Origin of the sequence: Variovorax sp. LjRoot84 (genome assembly GCF_964254305.1) — a bacterium.
Classification (GTDB): Bacteria; Pseudomonadota; Gammaproteobacteria; order Burkholderiales; family Burkholderiaceae_C; genus Variovorax.
In genome coordinates, this window is sequence record NZ_CAXUTE020000001.1 from 1 (window position 1) to 17,411 (window position 17,411).

Sequence of the window (17,411 nt, forward strand, 5' to 3'; positions counted from 1 at the left end):
ATGCCGAGTGACGGCGTCGGTGACAGCCTCTGGCAGGCCTGCGTCGACCAGCTCGCGCAGGAGCTGTCCGAACAGCAGTTCAATACCTGGATCAAGCCGCTGACCGCGAGGGTCGCGGACGATCTTTCACGGGTCACGGTCTTCGTCGCCAACCGCTTCAAGCTCGACTGGATCCGGGCCCAGTACGCCGGCAAGATCGCCTCCATGGCCGAGAAGCTCTATGGCCAGCCGGTGATCATCGAGTTAGCGCTCGCTCCTCGAGAAATCGTTGCCAGGCCTGTATCGATGGCCATCGTCTCCGAAACGGATGTGCCGCGCGACGTGGCCGGCCCGGGTGAGGACCTGAGCGGCACCGCATTCAAGAACAGGCTGAACTCCGGCCTCACCTTCGACACGCTGGTCGAAGGCACAGCCAACCGGATGGCGCGCGCAGCGGCGATGCACGTGGCCGGCATGCCCGGCCATCTTTACAACCCGCTTTTCATCTACGGCGGGGTCGGCCTGGGCAAGACCCACCTGATGCATGCGGTGGGCAACCGGCTCCTGTCCGACCGGCCGGACGCCAAAGTTCTCTACATCCATGCGGAGCAATTCGTTTCGGATGTGGTCAAAGCCTATCAGCGCAAGACTTTCGACGAGTTCAAGGAGCGCTATCACTCGCTCGACCTGCTCTTGATCGACGACGTCCAGTTCTTCGCCAACAAGGACCGGACGCAGGAGGAATTCTTCAACGCCTTCGAAGCCCTGCTCGCCAAGAAGTCGCACATCGTCATGACGAGCGACACCTATCCCAAGGGCCTGGCGGACATCCATGAGCGGCTGGTCTCGCGTTTCGATTCCGGCCTCACGGTCGCGATCGAGCCGCCCGAGCTCGAGATGCGCGTGGCGATCCTGATCAACAAGGCGCGCGCCGAAAGCGCAGAGATGCCCGAGGAAGTGGCCTTCTTCGTCGCCAAGAACGTCCGCTCCAACGTGCGCGAGCTCGAAGGCGCGCTGCGCAAGATCCTCGCCTACTCGCGCTTCAACCAGAAAGAAATTTCGATCGCGCTCGCGCGCGAAGCATTGCGTGACTTGCTCTCGATCCAGAATCGGCAGATCTCGGTCGAGAACATCCAGAAGACGGTGGCCGACTACTACAAGATCAAGGTCGCCGACATGTATTCGAAGAAGCGCCCGGCATCGATCGCCCGGCCGCGCCAGATCGCCATGTACCTGGCCAAGGAACTGACCCAGAAGAGCCTGCCGGAGATCGGCGAGCTGTTCGGCGGCCGCGATCACACGACGGTGCTGCACGCGGTGCGAAAGATCTCGGGCGAGCGCCAGCAGCTCACCGAGCTCAATCAGCAGCTGCACGTGCTGGAGCAAACCCTCAAGGGCTGAGGAATGAGCGTCATCGCAGATTCACGAAAGCCTGTCAAAGGACAACTCTGGGGACAGTTTCGGCACAAGCGGGTGCTTGTCCACAGCCGCGGTGCGCACCGCGAAGTTGTCCGCCTTTGCGCGACAGCAGCGAAGCGCGGCTGCACACAGCCAGCCGGCTCACCCAAGTGGCTGTCGCAAAAGCGGAAAATCGCCCTGTCCACAGCTGAGGGCATCCCTTATCTACTACTACTAAGTTGAATTAAAGAAATAAGGAAGAGGTAAGACACATGATCGTATTGAAGGCAACACAAGACAAAGTCCTCGCCGCGCTGCAATCGGTGGCAGGCATCGTGGAGCGACGCCACACGCTGCCGATCCTGGCCAATGTGCTGATCCGCAAGACCGGCGGCAACCTGCAGCTGACCACCAGCGACCTCGAGATCCAGATCCGCACCCATGCCGAACTCGGCGGGGACGAAGGCAACTTCACCACCACCATCGGCGCACGCAAGCTGATCGACATCCTGCGCACCATGCCGGCCGACCAGACAGTGAGTCTCGAATCGAGCGTGAGCAAGCTGGTGCTCAAGGGCGGCAAGAGCCGCTTCACGCTGCAGTCGCTGCCGGCCGAAGACTTCCCGCTGGTGCAGGAATCGGCCAACTTCGGCCCGGTGTTCAGCGTGCCGCAGAAGACGCTGAAAGACCTGCTGAGCCAGGTCTCGTTTGCGATGGCGGTGCATGACATCCGCTACTACCTCAACGGCATCCTGTTCGTGGCCGAGGGCAAGCAGCTGAGCCTGGTGGCCACTGACGGCCACCGCCTGGCCTTCGCATCGGCCATGCTCGACGTCGAGGTGCCGCGCCAGGAAGTCATCCTGCCGCGCAAGACCGTGCTCGAGATGCAGCGCCTGCTGTCGGACGCCGAAGGCGCGATCGAGATGCAGTTCGCGAACAACCAGGCCAAGTTCAGCTTCGGCGGCATGGAGTTCGTCACCAAGCTGGTCGAAGGCAAGTTCCCCGACTACAACCGCGTGATCCCCAAGACCCACAAGAACAGCGTGACTCTGGGCCGCGCGCCGCTCCTGGCCAGCCTGCAGCGCACTGCGATCCTGACCAGCGAGAAGTTCAAGGGCGTGCGGCTCAACATCGAGCCCGGCACCCTGCGCATCGCGTCGAACAACGCCGAGCAGGAAGAAGCGCAGGACGAGCTCGACATCGACTACGGCGGCGACGCCATCGAAATCGGCTTCAACGTGACCTACCTGATCGATGCGCTGGCCAACATGGGCCAGGACATGGTGAAGCTGGACCTCGCCGATTCCAACAGCTCGGTGCTGATGACGATTCCCGACAACGCGTCGTTCAAGTACGTCGTGATGCCGATGAGGATTTAGCACACCCCCAGGCTTGCCCACTTCGTGTGGCCTCCAACCCCCTTGCAGGGGGCAATACCAGCCGGCCGGCAAGGCCGGTTCCGCGGTATTCCTGGAATGGCGCAACAAACGCCGAGAGATAGAGAGAAGGATCCTGATGAGCGAAGAAAACAAGCCGGAAGTGCCGCACACCGAGCCGGTTTACACCCCCGAGATCGACAGCGCGATCCCGATCGAAGTGACACCGACCGCGGACAACTCCTACGGCGAAGGCTCCATCACGATCCTCGAAGGCCTGGAAGCCGTGCGCAAGCGCCCCGGCATGTACATCGGCGATACCTCCGACGGCACCGGCCTGCACCACCTCGTGTTCGAAGTGGTCGACAACTCGATCGACGAAGCGCTGGCGGGGTACTGCGACGACATTGTCGTGACCATCCATACCGACAACTCGATCTCGGTGGTCGACAACGGCCGCGGCATCCCGACCGGCGTGAAGATGGACGACAAGCACGAGCCCAAGCGCTCGGCGGCGGAGATCGCGCTCACCGAGCTGCACGCCGGCGGCAAGTTCAACCAGAACAGCTACAAGGTCTCGGGCGGCCTGCACGGCGTCGGCGTGAGCTGCGTGAACGCGCTCAGCAAGATGCTGCGCCTCACGGTGCGGCGCGAGGGCAAGGTGCACACGCTGGAGTTCAGCAAAGGCTTCGTGCAAAACCGCATCGTCGAGACGGTGAACGGCGTCGAGGTGTCACCGATGAAGATCACGGGCGATACCGAGAAGCGCGGCACCGAGGTGCACTTCCTGCCCGACGACGAAATCTTCAAGGAAAACGCCGACTTCCACTACGAGATCCTCAGCAAGCGCCTGCGCGAACTGAGCTTCCTGAACAACGGCGTGCGCATCCGCCTGCTCGACGAGCGCACCGGCAAGGAAGACGATTTCTCCGGTGCCGGCGGCGTCAAGGGCTTCGTCGAATTCATCAACAAGGGCAAGACGGTCCTGCATCCCAACGTGTTCTACGCGATGGGCGAGAAGCCGGCCGACACCTATGGCGGCATTCCGGGCACGCACATCGGCGTCGAGGTCGCGATGCAGTGGAACAGCGGCTACAACGAGCAGGTGCTGTGCTTCACCAACAACATTCCGCAGCGTGACGGCGGCACCCACCTGACCGGCCTGCGCGCCGCGATGACGCGCGTTATCAACAAGTACATCGAAGAGAACGAGTTCGCCAAGAAGGCCAAGGTCGAAGTCACCGGCGACGACATGCGCGAAGGCCTGTGCTGCGTGCTCAGCGTGAAGGTGCCCGAACCCAAGTTCTCGAGCCAGACCAAGGACAAGCTGGTGTCGAGCGAGGTGCGCGCGCCGGTGGAAGACATCGTCGGGCGGCTCCTCACCGACTACCTGCAGGAGCGCCCGAACGACGCCAAGATCATCTGCGGCAAGATCGTCGACGCCGCGCGGGCGCGCGAAGCGGCCCGCAAGGCGCGCGAGATGACGCGGCGCAAGGGCGTGCTCGACGGCATGGGCCTGCCCGGCAAGCTGGCCGACTGCCAGGAAAAGGACCCGGCGCTGTGCGAGGTGTACCTGGTGGAGGGCGACTCCGCCGGCGGCTCCGCCAAGCAGGGCCGCGACCGGAAGTTCCAGGCCATCCTGCCCTTGCGCGGCAAGATCCTGAACGTCGAGAAGGCACGCTACGAGAAGCTGCTGACCAGCAACGAAATCCTGACCATGATCACCGCGCTCGGCACCGGCATCGGCCGGGCCGGCGCGACGAGTGCGGGCGGCGGCGCCGACGACTTCAACGTCGCGAAGCTGCGCTACCACCGCATCATCATCATGACCGACGCCGACGTCGATGGCGCCCACATCCGCACGCTGCTTTTGACCTTCTTCTACCGGCAGATGCCGGAGCTGGTCGAGCGCGGCCACATCTACATCGCGCAGCCGCCGCTCTACAAAGTGAAGGTCGGCAAGGAAGAGCAGTACCTGAAGGACGGGCCGGCGCTCGATGCCTTCCTGCTCAAGGTCGCGCTCAAGGATGCCAGCGTCGAAACCGGTGGCGAGAAGCCGACCACTCTGAGCGGCGACACGCTGGCCGAGCTGGCACGCAAGCACCAGTTGGCCGAAGCGGTCATTGCACGCCTGGGCGTGTTCCTCGATGCGGCGGCCCTGCGTGCCATCGCCGATGGCGTGTCGCTGGATCTCGATACCACGGCCAGCGCCGAGGCTTCAGCCGTGGCGCTGCAGAACAAGCTGCGCGAACTCGACGCCACGGGCGTTCCCGCCGAGGTGGCCAGCGAGTTCGACGTGCGCACCGACAAGCCGCTCCTGCGCATCAGCCGCCGCCATCACGGCAACATCAAGAGCAGCGTGATCACGCAGGATTTCGTGCACGGCGCTGATTACGCGGCGCTGGCCGCTGCCGCCCAGACATTCCGCGGCCTGCTGGGCGAAGGGGCCGTGGTCAAGCGCGGCGAGGGCGACCGGGCCAAGGAAGAAAAGGTCAACGACTTCCGCGAGGCCGTGCGCTGGCTGATCGGCCAGGCCGAAAACGCCACCGCGCGCCAGCGCTACAAGGGCCTGGGCGAGATGAATCCCCAGCAGCTGTGGGAAACCACCATGGACCCGGCCGTGCGCCGGCTGCTGCGCGTGCAGATCGACGACGCGATCGAAGCCGACCGCGTGTTCACGATGCTGATGGGCGACGAGGTCGAGCCGCGCCGCGAGTTCATCGAGCAGAACGCGCTGCGGGCGTCGAACATCGACGTGTAATTGCGAACCCGGCTCAAGCCGGTTCGTGAAATACCGCATGCCGAGCCGCCCGCCGAGGCCGCTGCGCCGCGCCAATCCTCGTAAACGCTATACCTAGCCCGACTCTTGCTAAGCAAAATTCCGGCGGATTGACGCCGTTTTTTGGAGCGAGGACAGCAAGCGATGAAAGCAACCCGGTTTTGGTGGCCCACGGTGGCTCTGGCTTTCTTTGGTGCATGGACTTCGGCGCACGCACTGACGACGAACCCGCCCATCCGCATGGCGCAGGGCATCGAATACATGTGCGGCGGAAAAAGCAGCGCGGAGGCGGCGTTCATGCGCATGGTCTCGCCGCGCTGGGCGGCGACGCTGGAGTTCTCGGTCAACCGTGCCAAAACGGGCGAAGTACCGGCCGACGTGAAGGTGGTGGTGCGCGAACGCTATTCGGGCCGGCCGGTGATGGAGGCCGTTTCGAGCGCTCCCTTCATGCTGGCGCGGCTCGACCCCGGCGCCTACGAGGTCGAGGCCACGCTGGCCGGGATCACGCTGCAGCAGCCGCTGATCGTGTTCAACGGAATGGCGTCCCGCGCTGCCTTCGTCTGGCCATCCAACGTCGATTTCGCCGCCGCGACCGGGCAGCTCATGCCGGAACAACAAGCCGCAGCCCGCACCAGCGACTGAGAGTCCTCGCAGATTCAGCTTCGCCTAAGTCTTGCCGCCCATAGTCCGGGCGTGGAGTGCAGATGCCTGGCCTCCACCGATCTCATCAACCCGAGCAAGGACACGGCAATGAAGAACACAACCCGGATCTGGCGGCCCGTGGCCGCCCTGGCAATCGGTGGCGCGTCGCTTTTCGGTGCACTGGCGGCGCAGGCGGCCTACAACCCGCCGATCCGCATGACGAACGGCATCGAGTACATGAGCGGCGGCATCAGCAGCGACGAGGCGGTGCTGATGCAAAGCGTCGCGCCGCGATGGCCGGCGACCTTCGAATTCGCAATCAAGGACGGCACGCGCGCGGATTTCGCGGCCGACGTCTCCGTGTCGGTGCGCGATGCCGCCGGCCGCGACGTGCTGGCGCATGTGACGGCCGAAGGCCCGTTCATGGTGGCGCGCCTCGAGCCTGGCCGCTATGAGGTGCAAGCCACGCTGGCCGGCCGGACGCTGAAGCAGGCGGTCGAGATCCGCGCCGGCAGCCCGACCCGCACCCTCTTCCTGTGGCCCGCAGGCACGGACGTGAGCGCGCGTTCGTGATTCCGCGGATCCTCGAGAGCCGGGGCCTTTCGGCGCACATCCTGCCGACCTCGGCCACGATGATTGGCGTGTGCATGACGGTGCTGTCGATCGGCCACCTGCGTCCCGACGGCCACTCGCGCGTGCTGATCGACAAGCTGCTGGCCTTCGACGCGCTGATCTTCCTGGCGAGCGCGGTGCTGTCCTTCGTGTCGATGCGTTCCCGGCGCGAAGGACCGCGCCATGAGCGCCGTGCGGAACTGCTGTTTCTGGCCGGCCTCGCGATCCTGGCATTGGGCGCGGTCGCGATCGCCTTTGCCATCGACTGAGGCGCCATTTTCTTTGCTGGCACGCGCCTTGAATGTGAAGGCGGCGGCGCCCACATGCGGTGTCCGCACTGTGCGCACTGTTCAAGGCCTCGATGCCGCTCCCGCCCCTGATTCTTCTCACCACGCTGCTGCACGCCTATATCGGCCTGCGGCTGCTGCCGGCGCTCGCCTTGCTCACCGGCGCCTGGCCGATGCTGCTGGCGGCGCTGGTGCTCTCGGCCGCGACCATGCCACTGCCCTTTGTCGGTGCACGCTCCGCAGGCCGGGCGCCGCTGGCCGATGGGTGGAAATGGCTGGGCCTCCTCTGCATGGGATGGTTTTCGTCGATGTTCGTGCTCACGATGGCGCGTGACGCCGGCCTGCTGCTGACCTGGCTCGCCACCGCCCTCGGCGGCTGGGCCATCGATTGGCCGCGCGGGCAGGCCTGGAGCGCGGCGGCGGTGCCGCTGCTGGCGACGCTGATCTCGCTGATCGGCTTCTTCAACGCGCGGCGCACCGCCGGCGTGGTGCGGGTCGATGTGCCGATCCGCGACCTGCCCTCCGGGCTGAACGGCTTCACGATCGCCCAGCTCAGCGACATCCACGTCGGGCCGACCATCCGGCGCGGCTACATCCAGCGCATCGTCGATGCGGTCAATGCGCTGGGCGCGGACATGATCGCGATCACGGGCGACCTGGTCGACGGCACGGTGGCCGAGCTGCGCGAGCATGTCGCGCCGCTCGCCGGCCTGCGCGCGCGGCACGGCACCTTCGTGGTGACCGGCAACCACGAGTACTACGCGGGCGCACAGGCATGGATCGACGAGCTGCGCCGCCTGGGCCTGCGCGTGCTGCTCAACGAGCACGTGGTGCTGCAGACGCGCAATGTGCGGGGCGCGCAGACCGACGAGGAGGTGCTCGACAGCGCGCTGGTGGTGGCCGGCGTGACCGACTACACCGCCGCGCATTTCGATGCTGCGCATGCGAGCGATCCGCAGCGCGCGCTGCACGATGCGCCGCCGCTGGTGCGCACGCGCCTGCTGCTCGCGCACCAGCCGCGCAGCGCGCCGGCCGCGGCCGAAGCCGGCTACCAGCTGCAGCTTTCGGGCCACACGCACGGCGGCCAGTTCTTTCCGTGGAACCTGTTCGTGCCGCTGCAGCAGCCTTTCACGGCCGGGCTGCACCGGCTGCGCGAGATGTGGGTCTACACCAGCCGCGGCACCGGCTACTGGGGACCGCCCAAGCGCTTCGGCGCGCCTTCCGAAATCACCCTGCTGCGGCTGGTACCGGCGGCTTGATGTTGCGCGCCGTGCCCAGGAGCGTGGCACAGAGGCGTTCCTCCCCGTTCTCGCCAATGGCGTAGACCTCGGCCGCGCACACGGTGAGCAGCTGGCCGGCGCTCACCACGCGGCCGCGTGCGCGCACCGCGCGGCCCACAGCGGGTGCGACGAGCTTCAGCGTGGCGTCGACGGTCGCGTTGCTCCAGCCGTCAGGCAGCACGGAAGCGGCGGCGGACACCGCGGCGAAATCGGCGACCGCGAAGACCGGCGTCGCCTGAAGCTGGCCCGGCCTGAAGGTGAGCGGCTCGGTGATGGGCAGTTCGACTTCGACCTGTCCCGGTGCGAGTTGCGTGAAGCGCAGGCCCAGTGTGCGCGCCATCGGCATCGCGAGCACGGCCTGTTCGATCCGTTGAAGCTGAGGTGTGCGGGTCATCTCTTGTCCTTCGAGGAGGATGTGGTGGAGGTCTTGGGCCAGGGTGCTTTCTTCTTCGCCGCTGCCGGCGGCTTGCGCCGTTGCGCGCGCAGCCAGGCGGCGTGTTCGATCACCTGCGCGCGCAGGGCCTGCAGCTCGGCGATCTGCGCGTCCAGCGCGGCCACGCGTTCCTCCAGCGCATCGGTCATCCGCGTGATGCTGAGGCGGCCCGTACGATAGGCCGGCAGCAGCTCGGCGATCGCCGGAAGCGAGAAGCCGATGCGGCGCGCCATCGCGATGAACACCACTTCGCGTCGCATCGATTCAGGGTAATCGCGGTAGCCCGAATCGGTGCGTGCCGGCAGCAGCAGGCCGAGCCGCTCGTAGTGGCGCAGCGCGTGCACCGTGACGCCGGCGCGTTGGGCGAGTTCCGAGATCCGCATCGGCCCAAGGCTAGCAAGCCTCGCGTTGCACGAAGCTTGGAGCGGGCCGATTTTTTTCAGCCGGCGAGCCGTCGCGCGTTCGAGGTGGCCTTGGCGTGGATGGGCTTGAGCCCGCGTTGTGCGATGCGCGCGCCGGCGCTCGACAGCTGGGTCAGCGTGGCGGCGGAGCGGGCAGCGGCGCCGGCGAGCGCCCGGCCGTGTGTCTCGATCTGCGTCGGCGTGGTGCTGGTGCTGAGCGAAAAAAGCGCAACGGCGCCGCCCAGCCAGTGCTTGACGGCGCGGTTGACGAGCGCGAACTGGGTGCTGTGCAGCTGGTTCGCCATGGCCGCGCCCGATTCGCTCGCTGCCGCGAGTTTCTCGTGGCCCATGAGCTGCATTTCCGCCAGGTCCTCGGCACTGGGGGAGAGCCCGGCGCGGGCGATGCGTTCGGTGCGCAGCTGGATCACCGAGCCGGAAGACAGCAGCATCTCGTGGGTCTTGAAGGCGACGTCGACCCACAGCATGAGCGGATTGAAGAAGCGGGAAGAAGAGAAGCTGGGCGACATGGACGTTCTGGGTGGAAAGGTCCACCGACTATAGGCCTATCGACTGCTGCGTGCTGCACTGCAGCAACCGTTGAGCGAATATTTCCTACCTTTTGTCACGGCGAGCTTGGCCTGTCCGCTGCAGAGCGCGGAGGTCGCTCTCCCTTGCCGCTTCCGCCTTCGAAGATCGCAATGCCGCCATCAGGAAGCCGAACCCGGGCGAGAACTTCGTGCGGGTGCGCTATCTGCTATCTGTACCGCTTCTGAGCCCTGTCTCAGGCGAGGCATTCGCCGGCTCGCTCAAGATCGGCCAGCCATTGCGCGTAGGCCGATTCGCGTTCGGCTGGATCGCCGCGCAGCAGTGCCGACGGATGCAGCGTGACCAGCACCGGAAGCTCGCGCAGGCCGGTGTGCCAGCGGCCGCGTTCGCTCATGCAGGCCCTCTTGGGCGCGACGCCCGCAGGCGCTTGGCGTGCAGCTCGGTGACTGCATAGGCCACGGTGGCGATGGCGAGCGGCAGCAGATAGTAGATGGCGCGATAGGCGAGCAGCGCGCCGAGCAGCCGGCTCTGCGGAAACTGGTGCGCGAGCAGCGCGACGAAGACGGCTTCGAGCACGCCCAGGCCGGCCGGCACGTGGGTGATGACGCCCGCCACGGCGCCGACCAGCAGCACGCCGAGCACGTGCGGGTAGGGCAGTTGCCGCTGCAGCAGGAACCAGATCACGCCGCCGATCAGCGACCAGTTGATGCAGGACATCACGAGCTGCAGCAGCGCCATGCCCAGCGCCGGCGTCTCCAGCTCGTGGCCGCGGATGTTCCAGACATGCTCGCGCGCGATCGCGCACAGCGCCAGGTAGGCCGCGGCCAGCAGCAGCAGGGTGGCGCCGAGGATGCGCAGGCCGCCCTCTCCGATCTTCCAGTCGGGCGGCAGCGTCATCGGCCAGAAACAGAAGGCAGCGCCCGCGACCACCAGGTAGCCGAGCCAGTTGGTCAGCATGCTGAAGCCGAGTACCCGCGTGATGGTGATGCCGCCCAGGCCCAGGCGCGAATAGAGGCGGTAGCGGAAGGCCACGCCGCCGATCAGCGCGCCGAGGTTGAGGTTGAAGGCATAGCTGATGAAGGTGACGCCCATCACCGAGCCGGTGCCCAGCGTGTGGCCCGTCATGTGGCGCCCCAGCAGGTCGTAGCTGCTGTAGAGCGTGAAGCTGCAGGCGGCGAGGGCGGCCGCGGCGAGCAGCATCGGCAGCGGGATCTGGCCGACCGATTCGAAGACCTCGTCCCAGTCGATGGCGCGCGCCTGCCGCAGCAGCAGCCAGGCGACCAGGCCGAGGAAGACCCAGCTGCCGATCCGCTTCGCCCAGACCCACCAGGCGTGGCGTCGCGAGGGGTTCACGCCGTGTCCGTCTGCGTCGCGCCGCCGCCGCGCGGCGCGGGCGCTTCGAGGGGATGGAGTCGCGGCGCGTGGCGCGGCAGCCAGCCGACCCAGGATGGATACCAGCGCAGTAGGTGGAAGAGGAAGAAGCTGCGCACCAGGCGCCAGCCGCTCCATTCGGTGAGATCCGAGGTCTGGATCTGCTGGCAGTGGTCGCGCATAAGGCGATCGAGCCGCTCCGACATGAGCTGGTTGAAAGCCCGGTCGCGCACGACCACGTTCGCTTCCAGGTTCAGCGACAGGCTCAGCGGGTCCAGATTGCTGGATCCGACCGTGCTCCACTGTTCGTCCGCCAGCGCGACCTTGCCGTGCAGCGGGCGCTCGCAGTATTCGTAGATGCGCACGCCGGCGTGCAGCAGGTGGTGATACAGCATGCTGGCTGCCGTCTTGACGATCGGCATGTCGGGCTCGCCTTGCAGAATCAGCCGCACGTCGACGCCGCGCCGCGCCGCGCGCCGCATCTCCTTGATCAGCCGGTAGCCCGGGAAGAAATAGGCATTGGCGATCACGATGCGCTGCCGGGCGCTGCGGATGGCGGCGCGGTAGTGGCGCTCGATGTCGTTGGTGTGGCGGCGGTTGTCGCGGGTGACGAACTGCACCTCGGCATCGCCGGCCGGCGCGTTATCGTGCGGCGCGGCGGCGCGCAGGCGGCGCCTGAACCAGCCACGCCCCTTGCCTCCGATCGCGATCGCGCGCAGCACGAAGCGGTGGATCTCGGTGACGATCGGGCCCGCGAGTTCGACCGCATAGTCCTGCTTCGCCTTCGGGCCGAAGTCCATCACGTGGTCGGCGGAGAAGTTGATGCCGCCGACGAAGGCGCGCGTGCCGTCGACCACCATGATCTTGCGATGCATGCGCCGGAAGACATTGAGCCGCTGGCCGAGGAAGCGCTGGCCTGGATCGAAGACGCGCACCTTGACGCCCGCCGAGGTCAGCCCCTCGATGAATTCATCGGAAAGATCGGGCGAGCCGAAACCGTCGACCATGAGGTCGACCTTCACGCCGCGTTGCGCCGCCGCCCGCAAGGCGCCATGGAGCTCCTTGCCGACCTTGTCCTCGAACAGGATGAAGGTCTCGATGATCACTTCGCGCTGCGCGTGGCGGATGGCGTCGAACACGCGTGGGAAGAACTGCTCGCCGTTCTCGAGCAGCTCGACGCGATTGCCCCCGACCCAGCGATTGCCCATCATGGTCACAGCTCGATCTCTGCCACCAGCGGCGCGTGGTCCGACAGGTGCGACCAGGGCTTGCGCGGCAGCACCACCGGTGCGTGCACGCCGGCATTGCGCACGTAGATGCGGTCCAGCGGGAGCAGCGGAAAGCGCGCGGGGAAGGTCTTCGCCGCGCTGCCGTTGGCCTGCACGAACACCTCCCGCAGCGACGCGCCCTGTTCGAGGATCTCGTGCGCGCGGCCGCGCCAGTCGTTGAAGTCGCCGGCCACGATCAGCGGCGCATCGGCCGGCACCTCGTCGCGCACCATATGGCACAGCAGCTCCAGTTGCTGCAGCCGGTGGCCTTCGGCCAGGCCCAGGTGGGCGCAGATCACGTGCACGTCGACCGGCCGGCCGGGCAGGCGCAGCACGCAATGCAGGAGCCCGCGCTTCTCGGGGCCCACGATCGACACGTCGTGGTTCTTGAAATGGATGATCGGAAACTTCGACAACACGGCATTGCCGTGATGCCCCTTGGGATAGACCGCGTTGCGGCCGTAGGCGAACTGCGGCCACATGGTGTCGGCCAGGAATTCGTAGTGCGGTGCCTCCGGCCAGTTGTCGACCTTGCGGGAATGGCGCGAATGGGTCCCCAGCACCTCCTGCAGGAATACCACGTCGGCACCCACCGTGCGCACCGCCTCGCGCAGCTCCGGCAGGATGAACTTGCGGTTGAGCGCCGTGAAGCCTTTGTGGGTGTTCACGGTCATGACCTTGAGGGAGGTGGGCGATGCCGTCACGCCGGCCGAAGGGGAAGAGGGCTTCACATGTGCAGTTGTAAGCCGAGGTACGCATGGCGGCTGTAGGAACTTGCGCCGGCCTGCGCCCGGCGCGGGTCAACTCCTACAGGCAGGCCTGCCGCATCCCCACACGGGGCTGCCTTGGGTGCTCCTACGCTGAATCCGGAGTCTTGATGAAGAAGGGGCTCACATTCGTTGAACTCGAGAGACAAGGAGTCATCATGAAGCAAAGTTTCATCGCCACCACGCTTCTCGCCGGCCTGATGGGCTTGGCCGGCGTCGCCGTCGCGCAGAGCACCGCGACCCAGCGGCCCGACGGAAGCGAACCGGCTTCGCGCGAGGCCGTGAGGGCCGAGGCGCGCGCCCACAACCGCAACAACGCCAACAACCCGGTGCCCAAGGGCGAGGCGACCACCACCGTGAACAGCCAGCCCAACGCGATGCCGCAGCCGACCGGCGAGCAAACGCGCATGGACGTGAGTCAGCAGGCGCGCAAGGTCAAGCCGCGCTTTGGGGAGAGGGGTGAGCGGCCTGAGGTTCCGACCAACCCGACCGACAAGACCGGCACGCCGCAGTAAGGTGCGAGTCGACCAGGAAAAAGCCCGCATCGCTGCGGGCTTTTTTATGGGCCGGAGTCGGGCTCAGCTCTTGGCGGCTTCGCCATGGCCATGGTGGTGATGGCCGTGTCCGCGATGGCCGAAGCGCATGCCTTCCGCATCGAAGGTCTTTTGCTGCTCGGGCGTGAGCGCCGCATAGAAGCTGCGCGTGGCATCGATGCGCTTGGCGAACATCGCGCTGCGTTCGGCGTGGCGCGTCTGCATCAGATCCAGGCGCTGCGGCGTCGTCATCTTGGCCAGCTCGGCGCGATCGGGACGGGCTTGCCCTGCCTTGCGGGCCGGCGGCTGTTGCGCCGTCGCGAAGCTGCTCCAGGCGCCTTCCTGCGCCGGGGTGAGCTGGAGCTTCTGCTTCAGCGCGGCCAGGCGCTCGGCGCGATGGGCTTGCATGCGCTCGAAGCGCTCGGCCCGATCCATGCGCTTGGCTTGCGCCGGGGCCTTGGAGGCGCCCACCTGTGCCTCAGCAGCCGGCGGCGCCGGCGCCGCGAGGGGCGCCTGGGCGAAAGCAGCGGAGGAGGCGAAAGTGGCCGAGGCAAGCAGGCCGGCCAGGAGAAGGCTTTGGCGAGACGAAATCATGAGGGTGCTTCCTTTCGAAGAAGCCCGCCGCCGATGGGCAGCAGGTGAGAGGGAGTGTCGAAGCGCTCTGTATCCCGGCCGTGAGCTCAGCGTTGTGCCTGCGTAAAGAAAAATTTCGGCGCGTACCGAGGCGGGGGCTCTATTTGGGCCGCGGAGGCGCCAGGCCGGCATCGGGCACCTCGAGCCGGCCCGCGCGCAACCGGGCCACGCGCGGGCGACGGCACGCGTGATGTTGCGCACTTCTTCCTGCACGCCGGTGTCCTCGTCGAGCGCGTCGTGGCTGGTCGCGTAGGGCGTGTAGTAGCCGATGTAGCGGTCCAGCCGCGCCTGGGCCCCGGCATGGCCTTGCTGGTAGGCCTCCCAGGCGATGACTTCGATGCGGCCGAGCGCTTCGGCCTCGGCCTGGAAGGCCGGGTCCCGGTACGACTGCATGAAGCGTTCGTGGAATTCGGCGCGTTCGAGCATGGGCGGCGCCTGGCCCTTGCGGACTTCGGTCATGCGGCCGAATGTAAGCAGCCGCCGCGCATCGGTCCCGCGCCGCCACGGCCGAAATACCGTAGGCGCGCGACTACAGTTCAGCTCAGCTTGCCGTTTTGGAAATCGTGCACGGCCTGCATCACCTGTTCGCGCGTGTTCATGACGAAGGGGCCGTACTGCGCGATCGGCTCGTGCAAGGGCTTGCCCGCGATCAGCAGCGCGCGCGCCGGGCTGTGGTTGGAGGCGGGCGCACGCAGCAGCACGCCGTCGCTTTCGGGGTCGTTGGCGAGGATCGCCATGCGCTTGGTAGGGATCTCGCTGCTCCCGATAAAGAGCGATTCGCGAAACACGTGGAGCAACGCATTGCGGTCAGGCGCCAGCGGCTGGGCGAACTCGGTGCCGGGCGGCAGCGTGAGATCGAGGTAGAGCGGCTCGGTGTGCTCGCGCTGCACCGCGCCCTGGATGCCATGGCTTTCGCCCGCGATCACGCGCACGTGCACGCCCGCGGGTGTGGTGAACGCGGGAATCTCGTCGCTCTGAATGTCGCGGTACCAGGGCTTGCGCATCTTGTCCTTGGACGGCAGGTTGAGCCAGAGCTGGAAGCCTTCCATCAGCCCTTCTTCCTGCTCGGGCAGCTCGCTGTGCACCAGGCCGCGGCCGGCCGTCATCCACTGCACGCCGCCGTTTTCCAGCAGGCCTTCATGGCCCTCGCTGTCGCGGTGTCGCATGCGGCCCGCGATCATGTAAGTCACTGTTTCGAAGCCGCGGTGCGGGTGGCTCGGAAAGCCGCCGATGTAGTCGCCCGGGTTGTCGCTGCCGAAGGCGTCGAGCATCAGGTAGGGATCGAGCCGCTGCTGCAGCGTCTGGTTCAGCACGCGCGTGAGCTTGACGCCGTCGCCATCGCTGGTGGAGACGCCGGCGACGATCTGGTCGATGCCGCGCGGGCTGGCCAGCGCGGCAGGTTCGACGGCATGGGTGGTGGTCTTGGAGGTGCTCATGCAACCCATGGTGGCACGGAGCGGAGACCGCGTCAGGGGTGGGGCTGCCGCCCGTTCAGCGCCTCGAGCTCCCAGGACACGCCCTGCCAAGCCACCTCGGGGCCGGCCGCCCGCGGCCCGGCTGCTGCGCGCCCGGCCTCGATCGCCCAGCGCGCGCCTGCGCTCACGCTGTCGATCAAAGGCACTGCAAGCTCGGGCGCGATGGCGGCGGCCATGCCGGCCAGCCCGGCACCGCCCAGGATCACGGCCTGCGCGTCGAAACGCGCTGCCGCCTCGCGGCAGGCTTCGGCCAGCAGCGCGTGGGCGCCTGCCGGGTGGGCGGCGAGCTCGGCGCCGCTCGCAGCCACCGTGTGGATGCCGGCGAGCGAGGGCGCGTGACCGAGCGCCAGGGCCAGGCGCTCGAGCATCGGCCGCCAGCGCTCGCCGCCCGTCACGACGGCGAAGCGCCCGTGCCGGGCCGCGGCCGCGAAGGCCGCTTCCGCGAGGCTGCCAACCGGGACGCTGCAGGCCTCGCGCAGGGCGAACAGGCCCGGATCGCCGAAGCAGCCGATCAGCACCGCGTCGGGCCGCTCGCCGCGCGCCAGCGCTGCGGCCCAGGCATCGAGCACCGCGTGCTGCGCCACCGCGTAGCTGGCCTCGCTGGCGATGTAGGGCGCGCCGAAGCGGGCGGTGACGGTGTGCACCTTCAAGGCCGGGCTCACTTCGTTCTGCACGTGGCGCTGCAGCAGCGCGCTCACCGTCGCCGAGGTGTTGGGATTGATGACGAGCAGGCGGGGCATCAGCGCCGCCGTGTAGCGCGCCGGCGCAGCCAGGCGGCGGAACCGAGCGCAAGCGCCATCACCATGAAGGAGACCACGGTGGTGACCGTGCCGAGCGCGTAGATCGATGGCGTGGTGACGGTCGAGGTCAGGCCCTGGAGTTCGAGCGGCAGCGTGTTGACGTCGCCGATGGCCTGCGAGGTGCGAGCGATCTCGTCCCACGAAAGCGTGAAGCCGAACATGCCGATGCCGACGACGGACGGTCCGATCAATGGCAGCACCACATGGCAGAAGCCCTGCCAGGGGGTGGCGCCGAGGTCGCGCGCAGCTTCCTCGAAAGCCGGGTTGAAGCGGTTGAAGACCGCGAACATGATCAGCAGGCCGAAGGGCAGCGTCCACGTCAGGTGCGCGCCGAGTGCGGAGGTGAGCAGGCCCAGCGCGGTACCGTAGTTCTCGAGCGTCCCGTCGGCGCCCGCCGCCGCGAGCGCGCCCTTGATACCGCTGTCGAGCAGCCGGAACTGCAGCCCGATGCCCAGCGACACGATGATCGAAGGCATGATCAGGCTCGCGACCGTGACGAAGAACAGCGCGTTGCCGCCCGCGAGCTTCTTGCGGAAGGCGAGGCCCGCGAGCACCGAGAGCACGACGGTGAACAGCATCACCACCGCGCCCAGCATCAGCGAGCGCCGGAAAGCCGCGCCGATGTCGACCGTGCCCAGGCCCTCGGCGAGCTTGTAGAACCAGTGCAACGAGACGCCGCGCAGCGGAAAGGTCAGGCCGCCTTCGGGGCCCTGGAAGCTCAGCACGAAGATCGTGATCATCGGGCCGTAGAGAAAGAGCACGAAGAGCGCGAAGACGATCGCCAGCGGCCAGAAGCCTGCGCTGCGCTGCTCGCCGATCCTTGCGCTCACG

General features: G+C 67.0%; 19 protein-coding genes and 1 pseudogene. 8 read left to right on the forward strand and 12 right to left on the reverse strand.

The genetic code is table 11. The features are described 5' to 3' along the window. From dnaA to ACSQ9I_RS00035, 7 genes are all read left to right on the forward strand, one after another. The coding region (gene dnaA, locus ACSQ9I_RS00005; RefSeq protein ID WP_093107053.1) for a chromosomal replication initiator protein DnaA at positions 1 to 1,380 on the forward strand (1,380 nt) is incomplete at its 5' end. A gap of 269 nt (positions 1,381 to 1,649) precedes the next feature. Further along, complete coding sequence (gene dnaN / locus ACSQ9I_RS00010) at positions 1,650 to 2,756, forward strand: DNA polymerase III subunit beta (RefSeq protein ID WP_436311851.1); 1,107 nt, start codon at positions 1,650 to 1,652, stop codon at positions 2,754 to 2,756. Between the two features lie 133 nt (positions 2,757 to 2,889). Beyond that, complete coding sequence (gene gyrB / locus ACSQ9I_RS00015) at positions 2,890 to 5,514, forward strand: DNA topoisomerase (ATP-hydrolyzing) subunit B (RefSeq protein ID WP_436315686.1); 2,625 nt, start codon at positions 2,890 to 2,892, stop codon at positions 5,512 to 5,514. 162 nt (positions 5,515 to 5,676) lie between these two features. Next, a complete protein-coding gene (locus tag ACSQ9I_RS00020) occupies positions 5,677 to 6,174 on the forward strand; it encodes a hypothetical protein (protein ID WP_436308254.1) in 498 nt (165 codons plus the stop codon). Between the two features lie 108 nt (positions 6,175 to 6,282). Next, positions 6,283 to 6,747: a hypothetical protein gene (locus ACSQ9I_RS00025; RefSeq protein WP_436311852.1), complete on the forward strand. Its 465-nt coding sequence runs from the start codon at positions 6,283 to 6,285 to the stop codon at positions 6,745 to 6,747. Then, positions 6,744 to 7,055 carry a hypothetical protein gene (locus ACSQ9I_RS00030; RefSeq protein WP_244503867.1) on the forward strand — a complete coding sequence of 104 codons (312 nt, stop codon included), beginning with the start codon at positions 6,744 to 6,746 and terminating at the stop codon, positions 7,053 to 7,055. The genes ACSQ9I_RS00025 and ACSQ9I_RS00030 overlap by 4 nt, the downstream gene beginning before the upstream one ends. 92 nt (positions 7,056 to 7,147) lie before the next feature. Next, entirely contained in the window at positions 7,148 to 8,332 is a 1,185-nt protein-coding gene (locus ACSQ9I_RS00035) for a metallophosphoesterase (RefSeq protein WP_436311853.1), read from the forward strand. Here the strand turns inward: ACSQ9I_RS00035 and ACSQ9I_RS00040 are convergent. The 7 genes from ACSQ9I_RS00040 to ACSQ9I_RS00070 form a co-directional block, all read right to left on the reverse strand. Continuing rightward, entirely contained in the window at positions 8,301 to 8,747 is a 447-nt protein-coding gene (locus tag ACSQ9I_RS00040) for a PaaI family thioesterase (RefSeq protein ID WP_436311854.1), read from the reverse strand. The two genes, ACSQ9I_RS00035 and ACSQ9I_RS00040, sit on opposite strands and share 32 nt — an antisense overlap. Further along, the gene (locus ACSQ9I_RS00045; RefSeq protein ID WP_436308257.1) at positions 8,744 to 9,169 is read right to left on the reverse strand and encodes a MerR family transcriptional regulator; all 426 of its coding nucleotides are present in this window, start codon (positions 9,167 to 9,169) and stop codon (positions 8,744 to 8,746) included. The genes ACSQ9I_RS00040 and ACSQ9I_RS00045 overlap by 4 nt, the downstream gene beginning before the upstream one ends. A 56-nt stretch (positions 9,170 to 9,225) precedes the next feature. Beyond that, the gene (locus tag ACSQ9I_RS00050; protein WP_436302234.1) at positions 9,226 to 9,714 is read right to left on the reverse strand and encodes a polyhydroxyalkanoate granule-associated phasin; all 489 of its coding nucleotides are present in this window, start codon (positions 9,712 to 9,714) and stop codon (positions 9,226 to 9,228) included. Between the two features lie 254 nt (positions 9,715 to 9,968). Then, complete coding sequence (locus ACSQ9I_RS00055) at positions 9,969 to 10,127, reverse strand: hypothetical protein (protein WP_436308258.1); 159 nt, start codon at positions 10,125 to 10,127, stop codon at positions 9,969 to 9,971. After that, a complete protein-coding gene (locus ACSQ9I_RS00060; RefSeq protein WP_093107039.1) occupies positions 10,124 to 11,086 on the reverse strand; it encodes a lysylphosphatidylglycerol synthase domain-containing protein in 963 nt (320 codons plus the stop codon). The genes ACSQ9I_RS00055 and ACSQ9I_RS00060 overlap by 4 nt, the downstream gene beginning before the upstream one ends. Beyond that, positions 11,083 to 12,315, reverse strand: coding sequence for a cardiolipin synthase ClsB (gene clsB / locus ACSQ9I_RS00065; protein ID WP_436308259.1), 1,233 nt, complete (start codon positions 12,313 to 12,315; stop codon positions 11,083 to 11,085). The genes ACSQ9I_RS00060 and clsB overlap by 4 nt, the downstream gene beginning before the upstream one ends. A 2-nt stretch (positions 12,316 to 12,317) precedes the next feature. Further along, a complete protein-coding gene (locus ACSQ9I_RS00070) occupies positions 12,318 to 13,046 on the reverse strand; it encodes an endonuclease/exonuclease/phosphatase family protein (RefSeq protein WP_093107034.1) in 729 nt (242 codons plus the stop codon). 251 nt (positions 13,047 to 13,297) lie between these two features. Between ACSQ9I_RS00070 and ACSQ9I_RS00075 the strand changes: the two genes are divergently transcribed. Then, positions 13,298 to 13,654 (forward strand): serine/threonine protein kinase, encoded by a 357-nt coding sequence (locus tag ACSQ9I_RS00075; RefSeq protein WP_093107032.1) that lies wholly within the window; start codon positions 13,298 to 13,300, stop codon positions 13,652 to 13,654. Between the two features lie 63 nt (positions 13,655 to 13,717). Here the strand turns inward: ACSQ9I_RS00075 and ACSQ9I_RS00080 are convergent, their stop codons facing one another. The 5 genes and pseudogenes from ACSQ9I_RS00080 to ACSQ9I_RS00100 all read right to left on the reverse strand — a co-directional run bounded on the left by ACSQ9I_RS00080 (position 13,718) and on the right by ACSQ9I_RS00100 (position 17,410). After that, positions 13,718 to 14,437, reverse strand: coding sequence for a Spy/CpxP family protein refolding chaperone (locus ACSQ9I_RS00080; RefSeq protein WP_436311855.1), 720 nt, complete (start codon positions 14,435 to 14,437; stop codon positions 13,718 to 13,720). Beyond that, a pseudogene (locus tag ACSQ9I_RS00085) lies at positions 14,406 to 14,605 on the reverse strand (NADPH-dependent FMN reductase); the annotation flags it as partial. The pseudogene ACSQ9I_RS00085 and the gene ACSQ9I_RS00080, both read right to left, overlap by 32 nt. 236 nt (positions 14,606 to 14,841) lie before the next feature. Beyond that, the gene (locus ACSQ9I_RS00090) at positions 14,842 to 15,741 is read right to left on the reverse strand and encodes a pirin family protein (protein WP_093107027.1); all 900 of its coding nucleotides are present in this window, start codon (positions 15,739 to 15,741) and stop codon (positions 14,842 to 14,844) included. 32 nt (positions 15,742 to 15,773) lie between these two features. Continuing rightward, positions 15,774 to 16,520 (reverse strand): aspartate/glutamate racemase family protein, encoded by a 747-nt coding sequence (locus ACSQ9I_RS00095; protein ID WP_436311856.1) that lies wholly within the window; start codon positions 16,518 to 16,520, stop codon positions 15,774 to 15,776. Beyond that, positions 16,520 to 17,410, reverse strand: coding sequence for an ABC transporter permease (locus ACSQ9I_RS00100; RefSeq protein ID WP_436311857.1), 891 nt, complete (start codon positions 17,408 to 17,410; stop codon positions 16,520 to 16,522). The genes ACSQ9I_RS00095 and ACSQ9I_RS00100 overlap by 1 nt, the downstream gene beginning before the upstream one ends. Position 17,411 lies beyond the last annotated feature (1 nt).